The sequence below is a fragment of the Vibrio sp. NH-7 genome (genome assembly GCF_053643215.1).
In genome coordinates this window covers 2,174,045-2,192,547 of sequence record NZ_CM132187.1, presented here as the reverse complement: position 1 = coordinate 2,192,547, position 18,503 = coordinate 2,174,045, and the positions used below count along the sequence as shown (strand labels likewise).

Annotated in this window: 19 protein-coding genes; 12 read left to right on the top strand and 7 right to left on the bottom strand. The window is 46.4% G+C overall.

Annotation, left to right across the window (positions count from 1 at the left end; all coding sequences use genetic code 11):
• Positions 1 to 10: 10 nt before the first annotated feature.
• From prfA to ybaK, 7 genes are all read left to right on the top strand, one after another.
• Positions 11 to 1,099, top strand: a complete 1,089-nt coding sequence (gene prfA / locus ACUALS_RS10040) for a peptide chain release factor 1 (RefSeq protein WP_454448300.1) — start codon at positions 11 to 13, stop codon at positions 1,097 to 1,099.
• A gap of 3 nt (positions 1,100 to 1,102) precedes the next feature.
• Positions 1,103 to 1,963, top strand: coding sequence for a peptide chain release factor N(5)-glutamine methyltransferase (gene prmC / locus ACUALS_RS10035; RefSeq protein WP_454448299.1), 861 nt, complete (start codon positions 1,103 to 1,105; stop codon positions 1,961 to 1,963).
• A gap of 10 nt (positions 1,964 to 1,973) precedes the next feature.
• Positions 1,974 to 2,357, top strand: coding sequence for a SirB2 family protein (locus tag ACUALS_RS10030; protein ID WP_038133797.1), 384 nt, complete (start codon positions 1,974 to 1,976; stop codon positions 2,355 to 2,357).
• 19 nt (positions 2,358 to 2,376) lie between these two features.
• Positions 2,377 to 3,186 (top strand): SirB1 family protein, encoded by an 810-nt coding sequence (locus ACUALS_RS10025; protein WP_038193287.1) that lies wholly within the window; start codon positions 2,377 to 2,379, stop codon positions 3,184 to 3,186.
• Positions 3,187 to 3,229: 43 nt separating this feature from the next.
• A complete protein-coding gene (gene kdsA / locus ACUALS_RS10020; protein WP_038133802.1) occupies positions 3,230 to 4,081 on the top strand; it encodes a 3-deoxy-8-phosphooctulonate synthase in 852 nt (283 codons plus the stop codon).
• A gap of 378 nt (positions 4,082 to 4,459) precedes the next feature.
• Positions 4,460 to 6,121: a bifunctional UDP-sugar hydrolase/5'-nucleotidase UshA gene (gene ushA / locus ACUALS_RS10015; RefSeq protein ID WP_038134675.1), complete on the top strand. Its 1,662-nt coding sequence runs from the start codon at positions 4,460 to 4,462 to the stop codon at positions 6,119 to 6,121.
• Positions 6,122 to 6,203: 82 nt separating this feature from the next.
• The gene (gene ybaK, locus ACUALS_RS10010; protein ID WP_331400174.1) at positions 6,204 to 6,680 is read left to right on the top strand and encodes a Cys-tRNA(Pro) deacylase; all 477 of its coding nucleotides are present in this window, start codon (positions 6,204 to 6,206) and stop codon (positions 6,678 to 6,680) included.
• Between the two features lie 49 nt (positions 6,681 to 6,729).
• Here ybaK and ACUALS_RS10005 read toward each other — a convergent pair whose 3' ends face one another.
• Positions 6,730 to 7,974 (bottom strand): uracil-xanthine permease family protein, encoded by a 1,245-nt coding sequence (locus tag ACUALS_RS10005; protein ID WP_005476368.1) that lies wholly within the window; start codon positions 7,972 to 7,974, stop codon positions 6,730 to 6,732.
• A gap of 250 nt (positions 7,975 to 8,224) precedes the next feature.
• Here ACUALS_RS10005 and ACUALS_RS10000 point away from each other — a divergent pair, with 250 nt between their 5' ends.
• Entirely contained in the window at positions 8,225 to 9,499 is a 1,275-nt protein-coding gene (locus tag ACUALS_RS10000; RefSeq protein ID WP_454448298.1) for a DUF2066 domain-containing protein, read from the top strand.
• Positions 9,500 to 9,814: 315 nt separating this feature from the next.
• Here the strand turns inward: ACUALS_RS10000 and ACUALS_RS09995 are convergent, their stop codons facing one another.
• Genes ACUALS_RS09995 through bepA form a run of 4 tightly spaced genes read right to left on the bottom strand, consistent with a single transcriptional unit; the run spans position 9,815 to position 12,624 of the window.
• Entirely contained in the window at positions 9,815 to 10,243 is a 429-nt protein-coding gene (locus ACUALS_RS09995; RefSeq protein ID WP_038213402.1) for a DUF2069 domain-containing protein, read from the bottom strand.
• A 2-nt stretch (positions 10,244 to 10,245) separates the two neighbouring features.
• Entirely contained in the window at positions 10,246 to 10,815 is a 570-nt protein-coding gene (wrbA, locus tag ACUALS_RS09990) for an NAD(P)H:quinone oxidoreductase (RefSeq protein WP_454448297.1), read from the bottom strand.
• Positions 10,812 to 11,156 carry an arsenate reductase (glutaredoxin) gene (gene arsC, locus ACUALS_RS09985; RefSeq protein WP_005476375.1) on the bottom strand — a complete coding sequence of 115 codons (345 nt, stop codon included), beginning with the start codon at positions 11,154 to 11,156 and terminating at the stop codon, positions 10,812 to 10,814. The genes wrbA and arsC overlap by 4 nt, the downstream gene beginning before the upstream one ends.
• Before the next feature lie 16 nt (positions 11,157 to 11,172).
• On the bottom strand, positions 11,173 to 12,624 hold the full coding sequence (bepA, locus tag ACUALS_RS09980; protein ID WP_454448296.1) for a beta-barrel assembly-enhancing protease: 1,452 nt from the start codon (positions 12,622 to 12,624) through the stop codon (positions 11,173 to 11,175).
• 235 nt (positions 12,625 to 12,859) lie between these two features.
• Between bepA and ACUALS_RS09975 the strand changes: the two genes are divergently transcribed.
• From ACUALS_RS09975 to ACUALS_RS09965, 3 genes are all read left to right on the top strand, one after another.
• Complete coding sequence (locus ACUALS_RS09975) at positions 12,860 to 13,093, top strand: sulfurtransferase TusA family protein (protein WP_038133817.1); 234 nt, start codon at positions 12,860 to 12,862, stop codon at positions 13,091 to 13,093.
• Positions 13,094 to 14,164, top strand: a complete 1,071-nt coding sequence (locus tag ACUALS_RS09970) for an AI-2E family transporter (RefSeq protein ID WP_005476379.1) — start codon at positions 13,094 to 13,096, stop codon at positions 14,162 to 14,164.
• Between the two features lie 199 nt (positions 14,165 to 14,363).
• Positions 14,364 to 16,235: a methyl-accepting chemotaxis protein gene (locus ACUALS_RS09965; protein ID WP_454448295.1), complete on the top strand. Its 1,872-nt coding sequence runs from the start codon at positions 14,364 to 14,366 to the stop codon at positions 16,233 to 16,235.
• 62 nt (positions 16,236 to 16,297) lie between these two features.
• Here ACUALS_RS09965 and bcp read toward each other — a convergent pair whose 3' ends face one another.
• Both bcp and ACUALS_RS09955 read right to left on the bottom strand, forming a co-directional pair.
• Entirely contained in the window at positions 16,298 to 16,768 is a 471-nt protein-coding gene (gene bcp, locus ACUALS_RS09960) for a thioredoxin-dependent thiol peroxidase (RefSeq protein WP_039627588.1), read from the bottom strand.
• 12 nt (positions 16,769 to 16,780) lie between these two features.
• On the bottom strand, positions 16,781 to 17,323 hold the full coding sequence (locus ACUALS_RS09955) for a glycine cleavage system protein R (RefSeq protein ID WP_039475834.1): 543 nt from the start codon (positions 17,321 to 17,323) through the stop codon (positions 16,781 to 16,783).
• A gap of 286 nt (positions 17,324 to 17,609) precedes the next feature.
• Between ACUALS_RS09955 and dapA the strand changes: the two genes are divergently transcribed.
• Positions 17,610 to 18,488, top strand: coding sequence for a 4-hydroxy-tetrahydrodipicolinate synthase (gene dapA / locus ACUALS_RS09950; protein ID WP_454448294.1), 879 nt, complete (start codon positions 17,610 to 17,612; stop codon positions 18,486 to 18,488).
• Positions 18,489 to 18,503: the final 15 nt, after the last annotated feature.

Here is an 18,503-nt window from a genome sequence, read left to right as displayed (position 1 = left end):
AAATAAAACTATGAAAGCCTCGATTCTAAGTAAGCTAGAAACACTGGTTGAACGTTACGAAGAAGTTCAACACCTGCTTGGTGATCCCGATATTATCGGTGACCAAGATAAATTCCGTGCCTTGTCAAAAGAGTACTCTCAGCTAGAGGAAGTGACCAAGTGTTTCCAAGCTTACCAACAAGCTCAAGAGGATCTTGTTGCCGCTGAAGAGATGGCGAAAGAAGACGATGAAGAGATGCGCGAAATGGCGCAAGAAGAGATCAAAGAAGCGAAAGAAACTATCGAACGCTTGACCGACGAACTTCAAATTCTTCTACTACCAAAAGATCCAAACGATGACCGCAACTGTTTCCTAGAGATTCGTGCGGGTGCAGGCGGTGATGAAGCGGGCATCTTTGCAGGTGACCTGTTCCGCATGTACAGCAAGTTCGCTGAAAAACAAGGTTGGCGCGTTGAAGTGATGTCTTCAAACGAATCAGAACACGGCGGTTACAAAGAGATGATCGCAAAAGTATCTGGCGATGGTGCTTACGGCGTGCTTAAGTTTGAGTCAGGCGGCCACCGAGTACAGCGTGTTCCGGCTACTGAATCTCAAGGCCGTGTTCATACCTCTGCGTGTACCGTTGCTGTGATGGCGGAAATTCCAGAAGCGGAAATTCCAGAAATCAAAGCGGCTGATCTTAAGATCGACACCTTCCGTGCGTCTGGCGCGGGTGGTCAGCACGTTAACACCACTGACTCAGCAATCCGCATTACTCACTTACCAACCGGTACTGTGGTTGAGTGTCAGGACGAGCGTTCACAGCATAAGAACAAAGCGAAAGCGATGGCGGTCCTTGCTGCACGTATCATTCAGGCGGAAGAAGCGAAACGTGCGGCGGAAGAGTCGGACACGCGTCGTAACCTACTAGGCTCGGGTGACCGTAGTGACCGTATTCGTACCTATAACTATCCACAAGGCCGTGTTTCAGACCATCGCATCAACCTGACTATCTACCGTCTTAACGAAGTAATGGAAGGTGATCTGGCAAGTTTGGTCGACCCTGTTATCCAAGAGCACCAAGCGGATCAACTAGCGGCACTTGCAGAGAACAACTGATCGATGTCGACGGAAAACAGTGTTGAAAACACACTAAAAAACGCCGTTGTTAGGCTTCAAGAGAGCGGCAGTGATTCGCCCTCTCTTGACGCTGCGGTGTTACTTTGCCATGCCCTCGACAAACCACGCTCCTTTTTACTCACCTGGCCCGACAAACTTCTAGACGCAGAACAACTTGCGCAGTTTGCTTCATTGTTGGAACGTCGTCTTGGCGGTGAGCCTGTCGCCTATATCGTGGGAGAGCGCGAATTTTGGTCGTTGCCGCTTGATGTGGCACCCAGCACGTTAATTCCGCGTCCCGACACGGAAAGACTGGTTGAGATTGCGCTGGATAAAGCGTCCGACAGTGAAGGGGACATCCTTGATTTGGGGACAGGCACAGGGGCAATAGCTTTAGCTTTGGCTTCTGAGTTACCTAATCGCAGGGTGTGGGGCGTTGATTTAAAAGAAGACGCTCGGCAGCTTGCCTCATCCAACGCTAAGAAGCTCAATATTCCAAACTGTGAGTTTCGTTCAGGTAGTTGGTTTGACCCGATTGAATCTGGTACGCAGTTTGCTTTGATCGTATCGAATCCACCTTATATTGAGAAAAGTGACCCTCACCTTTCCCAAGGTGATGTTCGATTCGAACCGTTGAGCGCACTGGTGGCAGAGGACAACGGATTAGCCGATATCAAATACATCTCTGAGGTTGCCCGGTCTCATTTACAGCCGGGCGGTTGGCTGATGTTTGAACATGGCTATGATCAGGGAATCGCCGTTCGAGATCTATTAGCATCGCTTGGTTATGACCAGGTGGAAACATTCAAGGATTACGGTAACAACGACCGAGTAACCATCGGATTGTGGCCGAAAAAGAAATAAGAGAAACAACATGTACGAAGGATTAAAGCATTTTCATCTTCTGACCGTCGCTCTAAGTGCGACTTTATTATCGGTAAGATATGCGTTGATGATGGCAAATTCCAAATTGCTCGACAAAAAGTTTTTTAAAGTTTTCCCTCATATCAATGATACGTTTTTATTAATTTCAGGTATTTACCTAATCGTGGTTACCGGCTTTATTCCGTTTACTGCCGCTGCACCTTGGTTAACGGAAAAGATCACCTGCGTGCTTGCGTACATTGCACTTGGCTTTTTTGCACTAAAGCTTGGTAAAAACAAACTCCTACGAACGTTTTCTTTCTTTGGTGCTTTGGGGTGGTTAGCGATGGCCGGTAAAATTGCCATCACTAAAACGCCTATTCTGTTTGGTTAATACTTTTAGGTAGTCATTAATGCTTGAGTTGTTTGACGAAGACTTTGACGCAATGGAACTTGTAGAAGGTGCATTGGCATTGAATAAAGCCGTGAACCCCGCTACCGACGTGCATTGGGCTGAGAATGAGCTGCATAGACTACTGCAAGAAGCAGAGCTTTCATTAGCTCATGAGACCAATGAGCGGCAGAGATTTGATGCATTATTGCGACTTTTCTACCATGAGTGGGGATTTCAGGGCGACCAAGATGCCTATTTTGACTCTTCAAACGGTTTCATTGATAAAGTGCTTGAACGGCGTAAAGGTATCCCAGTTAGCTTAGGCGCGCTTCTGCTTTACTTTGGGCGTCAACTTGGCTTTCCGGTAAAAGGCATCACGTTTCCGACCCAGTTTTTAATCAAGATTGATTGGTTCGATGAGACTTCCCAATACATCAATCCATTTAACGGTGAATACGTTTCTGAACATACGCTTGGTGCTTGGTTGATTGGTCACAGCGGCCCATTGGCGAAACTCAAACCGAGTCATTTGAAAGAAACAGACAACCCGACGGTGATTGGTCGTTGGTTGGCTCTACTGAAAAGTGCGCTGTTGCGTGAGCAACGCTATACGTTGGCTCTAAGGTGCACGGATTTAGCCCTGACGTTTGTCCCCGATGACCCATATGAGATTCGCGATCGCGGTTTTATCTACCAACAGCTAGATTGCCATCAAATAGCATTGACCGATTATCAATATTTTATTGATCAATGCCCAGATGACCCAGCATCCGAATTGCTAAAGAATCAAGTAAACGCCATGAGTTCGACTCAGGTTGTCTTACACTAAGTCTATTCACAATGAATAGAATCAAAATTTAAGAGAGAAGAAAATGGAACAGAAAATCGTTCACGTTGGTGATATCCCTGTTGCAAACGACAAACCTTTCACCCTATTTGCTGGTATGAACGTGCTTGAGTCTCGCGACCTTGCAATGCAGATCTGTGAGCACTACGTAAAAGTGACCGAGAAACTGGGCATTCCATACGTGTTCAAGGCTTCTTTCGACAAAGCAAACCGCAGCTCTGTCCATTCATACCGTGGTCCAGGTTTGGAAGAGGGCATGAAAATCTTCCAAGAATTGAAAGATACCTTCGGCGTAAAAATCATCACAGATGTTCATACCGAAGCGCAAGCTCAGCCAGTTGCGGATGTTGTCGATGTGATTCAGCTGCCTGCATTTTTGGCACGCCAAACGGACTTGGTTGAAGCAATGGCGAAGACTGGTGCCGTTATCAACGTTAAGAAGCCTCAGTTCATGAGCCCTGGCCAAGTTGGTAACATCGTTGATAAGTTCAGCGAGTGTGGCAATGACAACATTATTTTGTGTGAGCGTGGCTCATGTCATGGTTACGACAACCTTGTGGTTGATATGCTTGGTTTTGGTGTGATGAAAAAAGCATCAAACGGTAGCCCAATTATCTTTGACGTGACTCACTCGCTACAGATGCGTGACCCATCGGGTGCGGCATCAGGCGGTCGTCGTGAACAAACGGTTGAGCTTGCGAAAGCGGGTCTGGCAACAGGAATTGCAGGTCTGTTTATTGAAGCGCATCCAAATCCAGATCAAGCACGTTGTGACGGCCCTTCAGCGCTTCCTCTCGACAAGCTAGAACCGTTCTTGGCACAGATGAAAGCACTTGATGATTTGATCAAAGGTTTTGACCATATCGAAATCAAGTAACAGTACATTTATTGTTCAAGCAAAAAAGTTGGCCAAGTGCCAACTTTTTTGGTTTTTAAGGGGCATGTTTTCGTTCTTTGTTGAGTAAACGCTCACTGTCTCAAATGCAAGGTCTAGAGCGTACTTCACACCCAAACGTTTGCTTGTGATCGTTTGATAAATGAAGTGCAAACTTGGCGCTTTGTTACACATTTAAACGTTTATTTAGGTGATCAATACGACATAAATATGAAAACTCGCTGTTAGGTAATTTTGGTTAATTTAAACTAGTTCAAGTTTTATTGCTCTTGCGGTGCATTTTCACCGAGCGAGTCTATTCATTAAGAGCAGTAAGAAAAAGCAGTGGAAATCCCCAAAAAAAGTTCAAAAGGTATGACAATGAAGCAAGGCCTGATCGTAAAAAGCGCAATTAGCGCAGCAATCCTGGCAACTCTAGCTGGTTGTGCAACGGCACCACAGCATGAGTGGGAAGCAGACAAAACCTATAAGCTAACCGTTCTTCACACGAACGATCACCACGGTCGTTTCTGGCAGAACAAATACGGCGAGTACGGCATGGCTGCACGTAAAACGCTAATTGATCAGCTGCGCGCTGAAATTGCTGCAGAAGGTGGTAGCTCACTACTACTATCGGGTGGTGATATCAACACTGGCGTACCTGAGTCAGATCTACAAGACGCTGAACCAGATTTCAAAGGTATGAGCAAAATTGGTTACGATGCAATGGCACTGGGTAACCACGAGTTCGATAATCCTCTAGACGTTCTAGAAAAACAGATTGAGTGGGCTAACTTCCCAATGCTTTCTGCAAACATTTACGACAAGAAGACTGGCGAGCGCATGTTCCAGGCTTACGAAATGTTTGACCTACAAGGCATCAAAGTTGCGGTTATCGGTCTAACGACAGAAGACACGCAAAAAATCGGTAACCCAGAATTCATTGGTGGCATCGAGTTCCGTGACCCTAAAGAAGAAGCGAAAAAGCTGATCGCTGAACTTGAGAAGACTGAAAAACCTGATCTTATCTTTGCTGTGACGCACATGGGTCACTACGAAAATGGCAATCGTGGTGTGAATGCACCTGGTGATGTTGCGCTAGCACGTTACCTAGACGAAGGTTCTCTAGATATGATCGTTGGTGGTCACTCTCAAGAGCCAGTATGTATGGAAGCGCCTAACGTTGTTAAGAAAAACTTCAAGCCTTCTGACGAGTGTAAGCCAGATGTACAAAACGGTACTTACATCGTTCAGGCTCACGAATGGGGTAAATACGTAGGCCGTGCTGATTACGAATTCCGTAATGGCGAGCTAGAAATGGTGAGCTACGATCTTATTCCTGTGAACCTGAAGAAGAAAATCAAGGTTGATGGTAAGAGCCAACGCGTGCTAATCGAAGATGAAATCAAGCAAGATGAAGCACTGCTAGAATTCCTACGTCCATACCAAGAGCAAGGTCAAGCACAGCTTAACGTTAAGATTGCAGAAACCAATGGCAAGCTTGAAGGTGACCGTAACGTGGTTCGCTTCCAGCAAACTAACCTAGGCCGTCTAATCGCAACGGCTCACATGGAGCGTGCAAAAGCAGACTTCGCAGTAATGAACTCTGGCGGTGTGCGTGATTCGATTGAAGCGGGTGACGTAACATACAAAGACGTTCTAACGGTACAGCCATTTGCGAACATCCTGACTTACACAGACATGTCTGGCCAAGAAGTACTTGACTACCTAAACGTTGTTGCAACTAAGCCAGTTGACTCTGGTGCATACGCTCAGTTTGCAGGTATCTCTATGACAGTGGCAAACGGTGAAGTCTCTAACGTATTCATCGGTGGTAAACAGCTTCGCCTAGACGAAACTTACCGCTTCACAGTGCCAAGCTACAACGCAGCGGGTGGTGACGGTTACCCTAAACTAACAGGTCACCCAGGTCACGTGAACACTGGCTTCGTAGATGCTGAAGTACTAAAAGAGTACCTAGAAGCAAACAGCCCAGTTGACGTAAACAAATACGCTCCATCAGGTGAGATGGTATACAAGTAAGTTGACTCCAACTTATAAATCTCATTAAGCTAAAACGCCACTCAGTTGAGTGGCGTTTTTTGTTGCTAATTTGGGAGGAAGTATGACTCCTGCTATTAATCTCGCTAAGAAGAAAAAAGTTCCTCATGTTATCCATCAGTATGAACATGACCCGCGTGCTGACAGCTATGGGTTAGAAGCGGCGGAAGTGTTGGGTCAAGATCCCGCGAAAGTCTTTAAAACTTTGTTGTTTAGCATAAATGGTGATGCAAAAAACCTAGCGGTTGCGATCATTCCAGTTGCCCAGAAGTTGAACCTAAAGCAGGCAGCCAAAGCAGCAAAAGCGAAAAAAGCGGAAATGGCGAACCCTGATATAGCACAGAAAACGACCGGCTATGTGGTGGGAGGAATTAGCCCACTTGGGCAGAAGAAAGCCTTGCCAACGTTTATCCACAATAGCGCAGAAGCGTTAGAAACCATGTGCGTCAGTGCGGGCAAGCGCGGGTTAGAAATAGAATTGGCCCCAAAGGATTTAGCGGCGCTCACTCGGGCTCAGTTTTGCGAGTTGTGTCTGGATTAAAAAAGGGTTGGCGTAGTGCCAACCCTTTTTGCTATTAAACAAAGAGAAACTATTTCGCTTCTTCTTCCATTTGGGCGTTATCAACAACGTGGTTTTCGCCAAGTTCTTTTGGCAGGATAAGGTTGAGCATAATCGCCACGATGCCACATAGGCTCACACCTTGTAGACTAAACTCACCAATACCAAATGCCATGCCGCCAATGCCAAATACAAGCGTGATCGCAACAATCACTAGGTTGCGAGATTTGTGTAGGTCAACATTGTTTTTGATCAGAGTATTTAAACCCACCGTCGCAATGGAACCAAACAGCAAAATCATAATGCCGCCCATGACCGGCATTGGAATGGTTTGCAGTATCGCACCAAGTTTACCTACCAAAGCCAGGACGATGGCAGTAACCGCAGCCCAAGTCATAATCACTGGGTTGAATGCTTTCGTCAGCATGACGGCACCAGTAACTTCTGAGTAGGTGGTATTTGGCGGTGCACCGACCATAGAAGCGGCAATGGTCGCCACACCGTCACCGGTAATAGTGCGATGTAAGCCTGGTTTCTTGATGTAGTTTTTACCCGTCACGTTCGAAATAGCCAACATATCGCCCACATGTTCTACCGCTGGCGCGATTGCGACCGGAATCATAAATAGAATCGCGTTGATGTTGAACTCAGGCATGGTGAAGTTTGGTAGAGCAAACCATGCTGCTTCTTTTACTGGAGTAAAATCAACGATGCCGTAGCCCAAACTTAGGCAGTAACCCACAACAATACCGCCAAGAATGGGCGTCAGTTTCAAAAAGCCTTTTGCAAACACGCTCAGTACGATGGTCGTAAGCAGTGATGCGACAGAGATAACCAGCGACGCATCAGCATCAATCACTTGTGCGCCATCGACTTTACCCAAAGCCATGTTGACCGCGACCGGAGCTAAACCAAGGCCGATTACCATAATTACCGGACCAACCACGACGGGTGGCAACAGCTTATGAATAATCTCCACACCACGCACTTTGATTAATGCTCCCATCGCCACATAGACGAAGCCTGCAGCCATCAAACCACCCATGGTCGCAGGAATGCCCCATGTTTGAACACCATAAAGAATAGGAGCAATGAAAGCGAAAGATGAGGCAAGGAAGATTGGAACGGTGCGGCGAGTAACAAATTGGAAAAGAAGAGTACCGATACCAGCGCCGAACAGGGCAACACTTGGGTCGAGGCCAGTTAACAATGGCACAAGAACGAGGGCACCAAATGCGACGAACAGCATTTGAGCGCCTTGGATGGCATTTTTCATATCGTTATTCCTTTGGGTGGCGGTAAGTAGTAATTACTCTACAAAAATAAAATTCGCGGGATTTTATCACCGTGCCAAACGATTGCAATCTGAACTGGATCAAATATTTTGGTTTTTATTCATAGATGACCAAAATGCAAGCGAGTCTTGGTGATTACGTAGGACTGGATTACAGAGAGCTTTAGTTGCTCCATTATCAATAGTTGCTTATCATCGACGTTTAAAGTGAAAACTGGATCCTAGGAAGAGTATGCGTCATTTAGCTTTATTGGCTTTAAGTTTGGTCGGATTGCCTGCAATGGCTTTAACCACTGTTGATTTGTACCGTTCAGAAGTGATTCTGGACCAAACGGTGGACAATGCCGACGCCAAAGCACGTGTGGAAGGCATGAAAGAGGTCATTGTTAAAGCCTCTGGTGATCGGAATGCCATCAGCAATCAGGTTGTACAAAAAGCCTTGAAACAAAACGGTCAATACCTGACTCAGATCAGCTATGGTGACTTGAATGGTTCGCAAACACTTAAAATGGGCTTCAGTGCACCACATATCCGCTCTTTGTTAAGTCAAGCGCAGCTACCCGTTTGGCCTGCAGATCGCGCGAACTTGTTGGTCTGGTTGGTTGAAGAAGGACAAGCAGAGCGCAATATTGTGTGGGAGCATGCTGATTCTTCCGTCTTGACTCAGATGAAGCAAGAAGCCGATAAACGCGGGTTGCCTTTGACGGTTCCTGTTGGCGATTTTGATGATATTACCGGTTTGAGCGTGTCTGATTTATGGGGAGGGTTTGCCTTACCTGTGGGTCAAGCCAGTCAGCGCTATCCGGTTGATGCTGTGTTGGTGGTGAAAGCGCAAGGCAACAGCGTCAGATGGACTTTGTATGATCAAAAGCCTGCGACTGTGGGGGTAACGCGTCAAGCGCCTATTACAGGCTCGAACAATGGCGCGGATGCGGCGAGCAAAATGGTCAATCAAATCAGCGATTACTACGCTAAGAAAAGTGCCGTTGTTGTGGCGAGTGAATCGTCCGAAACCCTGAAAGTACGCTTTACAGAGCTCAATGATGCGGTTGGCTTTTTTACGTTGGAGAACAAGCTAAAAGGGCTCAGCTCAGTGGCTGCGATTGATATCTTGAAGATTCAAGGTAATCAAGTGACGTTCAACATTCACTTGCTCTCATCGCAAGCGGAGTTCGAACAAGAAGTCAAACGTGTTGCCCCTGTTGTGCAATTAGAAAATGCCATTGAACGTGAGGTTGTGCCGCCAGTAACGGTGGAGGCTGGCCTCTCTCGTTCTGAAAATGTAGCGGTTGTGAATGCTGAATCAAACGACGCAGAAGCGATTCAACCTGTCACAGTCGAGAGCCTGCCAGAAGTGATCCCTGCGGAGTCTATCTTACAGTTCGAGTGGCAGGGCAAACCGTATGTCTACACTGCGCCGGTTGAGGTTCTACCTGAAGATGCGAGTGACGTGTCGAGCGATATTGAAGGGGAAGCCTTGGATAGCTCCACGAGTTCCAACGGCTAATAAAAACGAGAAAGGGCTGCATTTGCAGCCCTAATTGTTTCAGATGATATTAGGGTCTGTTGACCTTTCTCGGTTAAATTTTGTTCGAGATAAAATCGTTTTAGACGCGGCAAGGGGTGTGTAGCCTAGTCATTCTAAGTAAATACCCCTTAACAAAGCATAAAACGATTTTAGCCGAACCCTTCGGGCAGCGTTTGTGGTTCATTTCTACTGCGTTATCGGCTTTTCATGTAGGCTAGCTACACTTCAAAGCCTCTGCCTTGTATAAATTTCCCACAAACTGCTGCAAAAATCAGCTCGAAAGATCAACAGACCCTAGTTGTCTGATTCGAAACGCGCTTTTTCTTCTTTCTCAACTTTTGATAGTCTTTTTAACTTCAAGCCTAACTCTTTTCCTCGTGCTCTGGCGTAGAGAATATTGCCAAAAAACGCACTTGTCGCAAGAAACAGTTCTACAACAGCTAGCCAGCGCTCTCCACCATCGACATAAAGGATGGTCAAACCGTGTAGAAAGTAGAACATAAGAATGAAGTTAGCCCAAGCATGGGTATAAGGCTTTCCTGCCAAAATCCCCGGTAGCGGCAGTAACAGTGGGATAGCCCAAGCGATCGCAAGTGTGGTGCTACTGATGTGCGGGTGCGGAGATAAACTCAGTTGCCACAGAGCAATCCAAGCGAGTAACGCCAAATTGCCAAACAGAGCAAGCATACGAAACCGCTTAGTTTGAGGCTGCATCTCGTGCATGGTTATGATTCCTTCATTTTCAGTGCCGTCGAGGCGAGCCGTTTTCCAAGCTGTTGCGCCAGTTCGATTTCATCTGCGGTGAGTCCCGCAGAACCCGAACTGACGGTTGTTGCACCATAGGGTGTTCCGCCACTTGTCGTGGTGTGCAGCTTTGGTTGTGAATAGGGGATACCCAATATCATCATCCCATGATGCAATAATGGCAGCATCATAGTGTGCAGCGTTGTTTCTTGTCCGCCGTGTAGGCTTGAAGACGCGGTGAAGACGCAGGCTGGCTTATCTATCAGATCACCTGATACCCAAAGCGCGGTGCTCTTATCCCAGAAATGCTTTAAAGGTGCCGCCATGTTGCCAAACCATACTGGGCTACCCATGGCTAAACCGTTGCACTGCTTAAGTTCATTGAGCGTAATTATTGGGTCGTCTGCTTGGTCCGAACCGTCAATCTCTTCAACGGTTCTCAGCAATGCCTCGCAACCTTCGACAGATTCAATACCGCGTGCAATTTGCCTCGCCACCGCTCGCGTAGAGCCGTGGCGACTGTAATAAAGAACAATGAGTTGGCAATTCATAGAATCTCAAGTACTTGCTCTGGCGGGCGACCATGACGCGCTTGACCGTTATTCACAACGATAGGGCGCTCGATGAGTTTTGGATTGTTCGCCATCGCTGAGAACAGTGTCTCGTCATCAGCCTCTGCTAAATCGAGCTCTTTGTAGAGCGCCTCTTTGGTGCGCATCATGGCACGAACATTCTCAACACCCAGTTGAGTGTAGAGCGTTTTTAGTTCTTCAATACTCAGTGGTGTATCTAGGTATTTAACTACTTCCGGTTCAATACCTTTTTCTTCAAGTAGAGCAAGGGTTTGGCGACTTTTAGAGCAGCGTGGGTTATGAATAATCACGACTGACATAGGTGAACTCCTGTTTTTATTGTAATGCTAAGAAGCGCTCTCGTTGGACCATAAGCTGATCAATACGAGCATCGTATCTGGCTTGTTTTAAACTTCCTAACTCCGCGAGTTGGCTCGCTTGAGTGTAATATTGAATGGCTTTGTTCCAGTTTGCTTTTAGGGCGAGAATTTCTGCGCGCGCCGCTAAATCTTCATCACTACGACCAAGATGAATGTTGGCTTCCGAAAGCAGATGCCAGCCATTTACGTCATTTGGATAGTCGTGTGTATAACGCTGCAACACTCGAATCGCTTCTTCGTTTCTCTCTCGTTTGATCAATACGTTGGCATAATTGATGGTGATCACCGCATTGTTTGGTGTTGCGGCCATCGCTTTTTCAAGCATCGACTGTGCGAGCTCTGGCTTTTTCTGAGCGATATAGAGATCGGACATCGCGTCCAAATAAAAGTGATTGTTGCGATCGCGGCTTAGCAATTCTTGTAAGATTTTGTCCGCTTGTTCAAGCTCGTTATTATCGAGGTGAACCAGTGCTTTCCCGTATTGAAATGCGACTTTGATGCTTGGGTCTGCTTTCTTTTCCATACGCTCAAACCAGTCTTGAGCGGCTTTGGCTTGTATCCCTGCATATCGAGCGACGATTCGCGCGCGCGCGAGATTGTAATCGAGCGAGGGCTGAACGCGAGGTTCAGGGTAGTTTTGTGCTCTTGCCCGGCTGTCGGTGATACGGTCTTCAGGGAGCGGGTGAGTCAGCAACATCGGCGGCGGTGTGCTAGCGTAGCGATACTCATCTGCGAGGCGGCCAAAAAACCTTGGCATGGCTTTCGGTTCAAACCCTGCCTTGGCTAAGGTGGCGATACCGAAGCGATCGGCTTCTTTTTCATTGCTACGGGTGTAGTTAATTGTCCCTTGCATACTACCAGCTGTCGTTGCCGTGATAGCTGCCATCCCAGCTTGTGGGGACGCGATGGCGAGCAATAATGAACCTGCCAGTGCGGCTAAGGTTGCAGGAGAGCGCCGTGCTTGATCTTCCATGCTTCGCGCTAGGTGGCGCTGTGTGACGTGGGCAATCTCGTGGGCAACAACTGAGGCGAGTTCACTCTCGCTCTGTGCGTGTAAAAATAGACCAGAATGGAGCGCAATGTAACCGCCAAAAAACGCGAAAGCATTGATGTTTCTGTCACGAATCATGAAAAAGGTAAACGGGGTTTTTACGTCGTCCGCGTTCGCAACTAATCGGTGGCCCAAGTTACTCACGTATTCGTTTAAAACGGGGTCATTGACGATGGGCTGACTCGAGCGCAGCATTCGCATGTAAGCGTCACCGTAGATGAGCTCTTGATCAATTGTGAGAGTGCTACTGGCCGTCGTGCCGATGTCTGGAAGCTCGATACTGTTTGCACTAATCGAAGGTGCAACGAGTGCGGCAGAAACACAGAGGCAGACCAAAGAGCGCATACGTTTTAACATAGATTTCAGATGATACTCCATTGATAACATTGTCAGATGTTGGATTTTATTGACTGACAGGTACCTTTTTGACACTTCATCATTGAGATGGTTTCGTCACGCAATCCAACTCTTATATTGGACTGTAGGTCTGCTAAGTCAGCGGCGTGTGAAAGATCTTCGTCGCTAACTTTTTACACTGACGCGTTTAAAAAAACACTATACAATGCTTCCATGATAAGCATCGAGCGAAAGAATGGAACCTAATATTTTGGATTTACGCCAAGAGCGGTGTCCGCTGGCACTGTTACTTGCTAAGCGTCACACTAATCTATTAAAGGTTGGTGACTCCTGCTGCATTCTTATTCGCGAATCGAGCTCTAAAAGTGATATTCAAAAATTTCTTCAAAAGCAATCTTTTGACCTGTTGATTGAAGAGATGGATGACCACTTCCGAATCCACGTGAACAGAACTAAGGAAATGTGTTGAATGTTTGAAATGGTAAGCCGTTGGTATAAGAGACGTTTTTCAGACCCGCATGCGGTGAGTCTTGTTGCCATTCTCCTATTTGGTTTTATTACCATCTATTTCTTCGGCAATCTAATCGCACCTTTGTTAGTTGCCATTGTTCTTGCTTACTTACTGGAGTGGCCAGTTTCTCAACTGTCTCGTTTAGGTGTTCCTCGTACGTTAGCGGTCATACTGGTGATACTTGGATTCAGTAGCTTGATGCTGGTGGCTGTATTCGGCTTAGTACCGACTATCTGGCAACAAGTCGGGAACCTAATTAATGACATACCAACCATGTATGTCGGTTTGCAGAGCTTCATCGCTGAACTTCCTCATCGTTATCCTGAACTCGAAAACTTCCAAATCGTCGAATCTTTGGTGACGAATGCGAAAAACCAAGCGATCGGCATGGGTGAAACGGTTGTAAAAGGATCATTAGCGTCTTTGGTTAGTCTTGCAACCTTGGCTGTGTATCTAATCTTGGTGCCGCTGCTTGTTTTCTTCCTGCTGAAAGACAAACAAGAAATGATTGAAATGGCGAGCGGCGTGTTACCTCGTAATCGCCGTTTAGCGAACAAAGTATGGCATGAGATGAACGAGCAAATCTCAAACTACATTCGCGGCAAGGTGATGGAGATTCTCATTGTTGGTGGTGTTAGCTATGTGACTTTTGCCATTCTTGACTTGCGATACTCGGTATTACTTGCCGTTGCGGTTGGTCTGTCTGTGCTGATTCCCTATATTGGTGCGGCGGCAGTTACGGTACCAGTGGCGATGGTAGGTCTGTTTCAATGGGGGCTCACCCCGCAGTTTTACTGGCTATTGATTGCTTATGGCATTATCCAAGCGCTAGACGGCAACGTGTTAGTACCGGTGCTGTTTTCTGAGGCAGTTAATTTGCACCCTGTTGCAATTATCGTCGCGGTGCTGGTATTTGGTGGCTTGTGGGGCTTTTGGGGGGTGTTCTTCGCCATTCCTTTAGCAACCTTGGTAAAAGCCGTATGGAATGCACTGCCTAGCCACGACGAGGAAGTGCACCCAAGCACATAATGTCACTTGTTCTTCTCGCTTATAGATAAAGCCTCAAACAAAAGTTTGGGGCTTTTTTTGTCGGTTTTCGCAATCTTCTCGTAAAATTACATTTACACACGTAAGTTTTTGTAAGAAATTTCTTAAGTAAACGTTAGTCAGGGCGATAACAAGAATATTACAACAACTATAACTATTACTGACAAATTTGAGGGAAGATATGAAATTTAGCCAGAAGATCGTTGCGGCCTCATCTGGATTGCTGCTAGTGACTGTTGCTTTGTTGTCTATTCAGCAGTTGAGTACGGTTAAAGAAGAGGTTGAAGCACTCGTCGACACCAGCCTGACTGAGATGGTAAACGGGGTCAAAAATACCGTTGTCTCAGAGATGGAAAGTAAAAAAGGTCTAGCAAAATCGATGACCGAAGTGATTGAGCTAGCACCAAACGACCAAGTTTACGTCAAAAATATTCTTGAGAAACCAACACTGAAAAGCAGCTTTCTCGCAGTAGGTTTTGGTTATGAGAGCAATGGTTTCGTGATTGAAAATGATGATGGCTGGGAAGCTGGACCAGATTACGATCCACGTGTGCGTCCTTGGTTTATTGATGCCAAATCGAAAGGTCAATTGGTGGTTACTGCACCTTATGTTGACGTCTCCTCTAAAAAAGTGATTATCTCCATCGGTACACCGGTGAAAGAAAACGGTCGTTTTATTGCGGGTATGTTCTATGACTTAGAACTTGGTGGTCTTGCTGACTTGGTCAACAGTGTTAATTTACTTGATGCAGGCTACTTATTTATCGTCACCGCAGACGGCACGACGATCGCGCACCCAGATGCTAAAAACAACGGCGAAAACCTCTCTTCATATCTGCCTAAAGCCACGGTGAGCGAAGGCAATCAACGCTTTGAAAAAGACGGTGTGAGTTACCTTGTCCACTTTACCAAAGTGCCATCTGAAAATTGGTATATTGGTGCGATTGTTGATGAAGACATTGCGTTTGCTGCTATCGATTCTATGCGCAGCAGCTCGATGATTTATGGCATTATCGGCGTCTTATTGAGCGTTCTGATTTTGACCTTCTTGATTCGTGTGTTGATGCGCCCTCTAGATGTGCTTAACGCGGCGATTCAAGATGTTGCGTCTGGACAGGGGGACTTAACTAAGCGTCTTGACACGAACACGGACAAAGAATTTGCTCAGTTAGCAGAAGGCTTCAACACCTTTACCGAAACGCTACAAAAGCAAATTCAGCAGTCTAAAGCGATTGGCGCGGAAATTCTTCGTGGTACAGAAATGACGGTCCAAGGGTCGCATGAATCTGCAGAAGCAATGCGTAGCCAGTTGCAAGAGCTTGAACAGCTTGCCACGGCAATGAACGAAATGGCGGTCACTGCAACCGAAGTCGCGAACAATGCGCAAGGCGCTGCTGCTGCCGCTCGTGAGGCAGATGAAGCTACTCAAGATGGCTCATCGGTCGTGAGCGATACCACGATGTCAATCGACACTTTGTCTGCTCGTATCGATCAAGCGGTCGAAGAAGTGCAAGGTCTTGAATCAGCGACGGCAAACATCGAAACCATTTTGAAAGTAATTAACGATATCGCTGACCAAACAAACTTGCTGGCATTGAATGCGGCGATTGAGGCGGCGCGAGCAGGGGAGTCTGGTCGTGGATTTGCGGTGGTAGCTGATGAAGTTCGTACATTGGCTCAGCGCACCCAAGAATCAACCACTGAAATCCGCAGCATGATCGAACAATTGCAATCGGGCGCAAGCTCAGTTTCTGCCGCAATGAACGAGAGTAAAAACACGGCAGTTGATGCTGTAGATAAAGCTCAAGCGGCAGATGGCGCGCTGCAACGTATTCGTGATGCAATTCAACGTATTACCGATATGAACATGCAGATTGCTTCTGCGGCAGAAGAGCAAAGCTTGGTGGCGGAAGAGATTAACGCCAACACGGTCAAAATTAAGGACCTGTCGACTCAGGTAGCGGATGCGGCTGAAAACGCCAACATTGCGATGCAGGTTCAAACCGAAAATGTTCGAGAGCAAGACAACATCTTGAACAAGTTTATTGTTTAATCAGAGTAAAACAAAACGCCAGCGAAGTCGCTGGCGTTTTTTTATTCGTTTAGGGCTATCGCTTATTTGTTTTCGTTTAGATAATCCAATACCACTTCATGGTGTGTCTTGGTTTTAAACTTATTGAACACGTGCTCGATAACGCCTTCTTCATTAATCAAAAAACTGATTCGGTGCAGTCCATCATAGACCTTGCCCATAAACTTCTTCTCGCCCCACACACCAAACTGCTCTGCAACTGCGTGGTCTTCATCAGAGAGTAGGGTGAAGTTTAGCTCGTCACGTTCGATGAACTTACCAAGACGCTTTACAGGGTCGATACTTACACCCAATACCACGACATTGTGCGCATCGAGTTCGGCTTTGATATCACGAAGTCCTTGGGCTTGTACCGTACAACCTGGTGTCATCGCTTTTGGGTAGAAGTAAAACAGCACTTTTTTGCCAGCAAAGTCACCGAGTGACACGGTGTTGCCATCTTGATCCAATAATGAAAATGCGGGTGCTGGTGAGCCTGCAGTTAAAGTGTTCATTGTTCTTCCTTTTTATAGACTGTTTTTAATGAAATTAAGTGAGCCTTGTACGGCTAATTTCTGGCAAAGTTCATCAAACTCTTCTTGTAATTGCATGATATTGCGTTCGGAATCGACACTGGCCGTAATAGCGATATGGAACTGATTTGATTCAGTGCCCACTTTTTCTTTGCTAATGGTTTGAGCGCTCAATGAAGCAAGTCCAATCTCTTTCTCGGCAAAAAATTGCGTGAAGTGCTCTGTCAATCCTGGCTTGTCTTCAGACTCAACAAACACTTCCATCGTGTAAGAGGTATCAAGCGGCGCATGAGTTGAGGTGCGCTTCATGATGGTGATGAGGTTATGCTCTTGACCGAGCAAAGGTAATGTCGTTTCGACGCGAGTGACGGCTGCATTGTTGCCAGAGAGCAGCATGATTAGGGTGAACTCATTGCCAAAAAGTGCTATGCGACTGTCAACAATGTTGCATCCAGACTGAGTGACCAGGTGAACAACTTGGTTGCACACACCTGGGCGATCGGTTCCGACCGCAGTAATCACCAAATGTTGAGTCATAGTCTCACTTATTATCTTGTTAGGATTATTAATTCGATAGCTTAGCACAGATGGCGGTGATAGAAATGCTAGTGCTTCGCTTTAGAATTAATTTTATACAATTGAATCGATGGTTTGATTTTCCTTACTCGATACTGACATTAAGACAAATAAAAGGCGTAATTTGCCAAATATCTAACATCTGATAAATATTCATTCATTTAGGTGATTTAAGCGCAGTTAATCGCTTGTCTTTTTCAATCGCCTTACAGTACCATGCAGAAAGTAACAAATGAGGGAGAAGGACATGTTTTCAGGAAGTATCGTAGCGTTAGTTACACCGTTTAATCATGATGGCGAAGTCGACTATGTCAGCTTAAAGAAGCTTGTTGACTACCATGTAGCCGCGGGTACCAATGGTATCGTTGCTGTCGGCACCACAGGTGAGTCTGCAACGCTAACTATTGAAGAGCATGTCAAAGTCGTGTTAAAGACGGTGGAGTTTGCCGATGGCCGTATTCCTGTGATTGCAGGTACGGGTGCCAATGCAACCCATGAGTCTGTCACGTTTAGCCGCTTGCTAAATAACTCTGGCATTGTTGGCTGTTTAAGTGTCACTCCTTACTACAACAAGCCAACGCAAGAAGGGCTTTTCCAGCACTATAAGGCGATAGCTGAAGAGAGCGACGTTCCTCAGATCCTGTATAATGTTCCAGGTCGCACTGCGGTAGATTTAAAGCCTGAGACAGTTGCACGCTTAGCGGAAATCGATAACATCGTGGCATTGAAAGATGCAACGGGCGATCTTGGACGAATTGCAATTCATCGTGAACTTTGTGGCGAAGATTTTATCTTACTAAGTGGCGATGATGCGACGGGTCTTGAATTTGTTAAGCAAGGCGGCCAAGGCGTGATTTCTGTCACGAACAACATTGCCGCTGAAGATATGGCGACCATGTTCCGATTGGCCAAAGAAGGCAAGTTTGACGAAGCGGAAATCATTAATCAGCGATTAATGGCTCTTCACAAGAACTTATTTATTGAGTCTAGCCCGATTCCAGTGAAGTGGGCCGCGCACAAACTTGGTCTTATCGCAAACGGTGATTTACGCCTTCCTCTGACCGAACTGTCAGAAAGTGCGCGCCCGATTGTGGCTCAAGCAATGACAGAAGCCTGCATCTACTAATTTAAGAAAAATTGC

Coding starts and splice junctions, on each gene's coding strand:
- ACUALS_RS09970 (WP_005476379.1), top strand. CDS start 13,094: ATGTTTGAAATGGTAAGCCGTTGGTATAAGAGACGTTTTTCAGACCCG.
- ushA (WP_038134675.1), top strand. CDS start 4,460: ATGAAGCAAGGCCTGATCGTAAAAAGCGCAATTAGCGCAGCAATCCTG.
- ybaK (WP_331400174.1), top strand. CDS start 6,204: ATGACTCCTGCTATTAATCTCGCTAAGAAGAAAAAAGTTCCTCATGTT.
- ACUALS_RS10000 (WP_454448298.1), top strand. CDS start 8,225: ATGCGTCATTTAGCTTTATTGGCTTTAAGTTTGGTCGGATTGCCTGCA.
- ACUALS_RS09955 (WP_039475834.1), bottom strand. CDS start 17,323: ATGACTCAACATTTGGTGATTACTGCGGTCGGAACCGATCGCCCAGGT.
- wrbA (WP_454448297.1), bottom strand. CDS start 10,815: ATGAATTGCCAACTCATTGTTCTTTATTACAGTCGCCACGGCTCTACG.
- ACUALS_RS09975 (WP_038133817.1), top strand. CDS start 12,860: ATGGAACCTAATATTTTGGATTTACGCCAAGAGCGGTGTCCGCTGGCA.
- ACUALS_RS09965 (WP_454448295.1), top strand. CDS start 14,364: ATGAAATTTAGCCAGAAGATCGTTGCGGCCTCATCTGGATTGCTGCTA.
- arsC (WP_005476375.1), bottom strand. CDS start 11,156: ATGTCAGTCGTGATTATTCATAACCCACGCTGCTCTAAAAGTCGCCAA.
- bcp (WP_039627588.1), bottom strand. CDS start 16,768: ATGAACACTTTAACTGCAGGCTCACCAGCACCCGCATTTTCATTATTG.
- ACUALS_RS10025 (WP_038193287.1), top strand. CDS start 2,377: ATGCTTGAGTTGTTTGACGAAGACTTTGACGCAATGGAACTTGTAGAA.
- prmC (WP_454448299.1), top strand. CDS start 1,103: ATGTCGACGGAAAACAGTGTTGAAAACACACTAAAAAACGCCGTTGTT.
- kdsA (WP_038133802.1), top strand. CDS start 3,230: ATGGAACAGAAAATCGTTCACGTTGGTGATATCCCTGTTGCAAACGAC.
- dapA (WP_454448294.1), top strand. CDS start 17,610: ATGTTTTCAGGAAGTATCGTAGCGTTAGTTACACCGTTTAATCATGAT.
- ACUALS_RS10005 (WP_005476368.1), bottom strand. CDS start 7,974: ATGAAAAATGCCATCCAAGGCGCTCAAATGCTGTTCGTCGCATTTGGT.
- ACUALS_RS10030 (WP_038133797.1), top strand. CDS start 1,974: ATGTACGAAGGATTAAAGCATTTTCATCTTCTGACCGTCGCTCTAAGT.
- prfA (WP_454448300.1), top strand. CDS start 11: ATGAAAGCCTCGATTCTAAGTAAGCTAGAAACACTGGTTGAACGTTAC.
- ACUALS_RS09995 (WP_038213402.1), bottom strand. CDS start 10,243: ATGCACGAGATGCAGCCTCAAACTAAGCGGTTTCGTATGCTTGCTCTG.
- bepA (WP_454448296.1), bottom strand. CDS start 12,624: ATGTTAAAACGTATGCGCTCTTTGGTCTGCCTCTGTGTTTCTGCCGCA.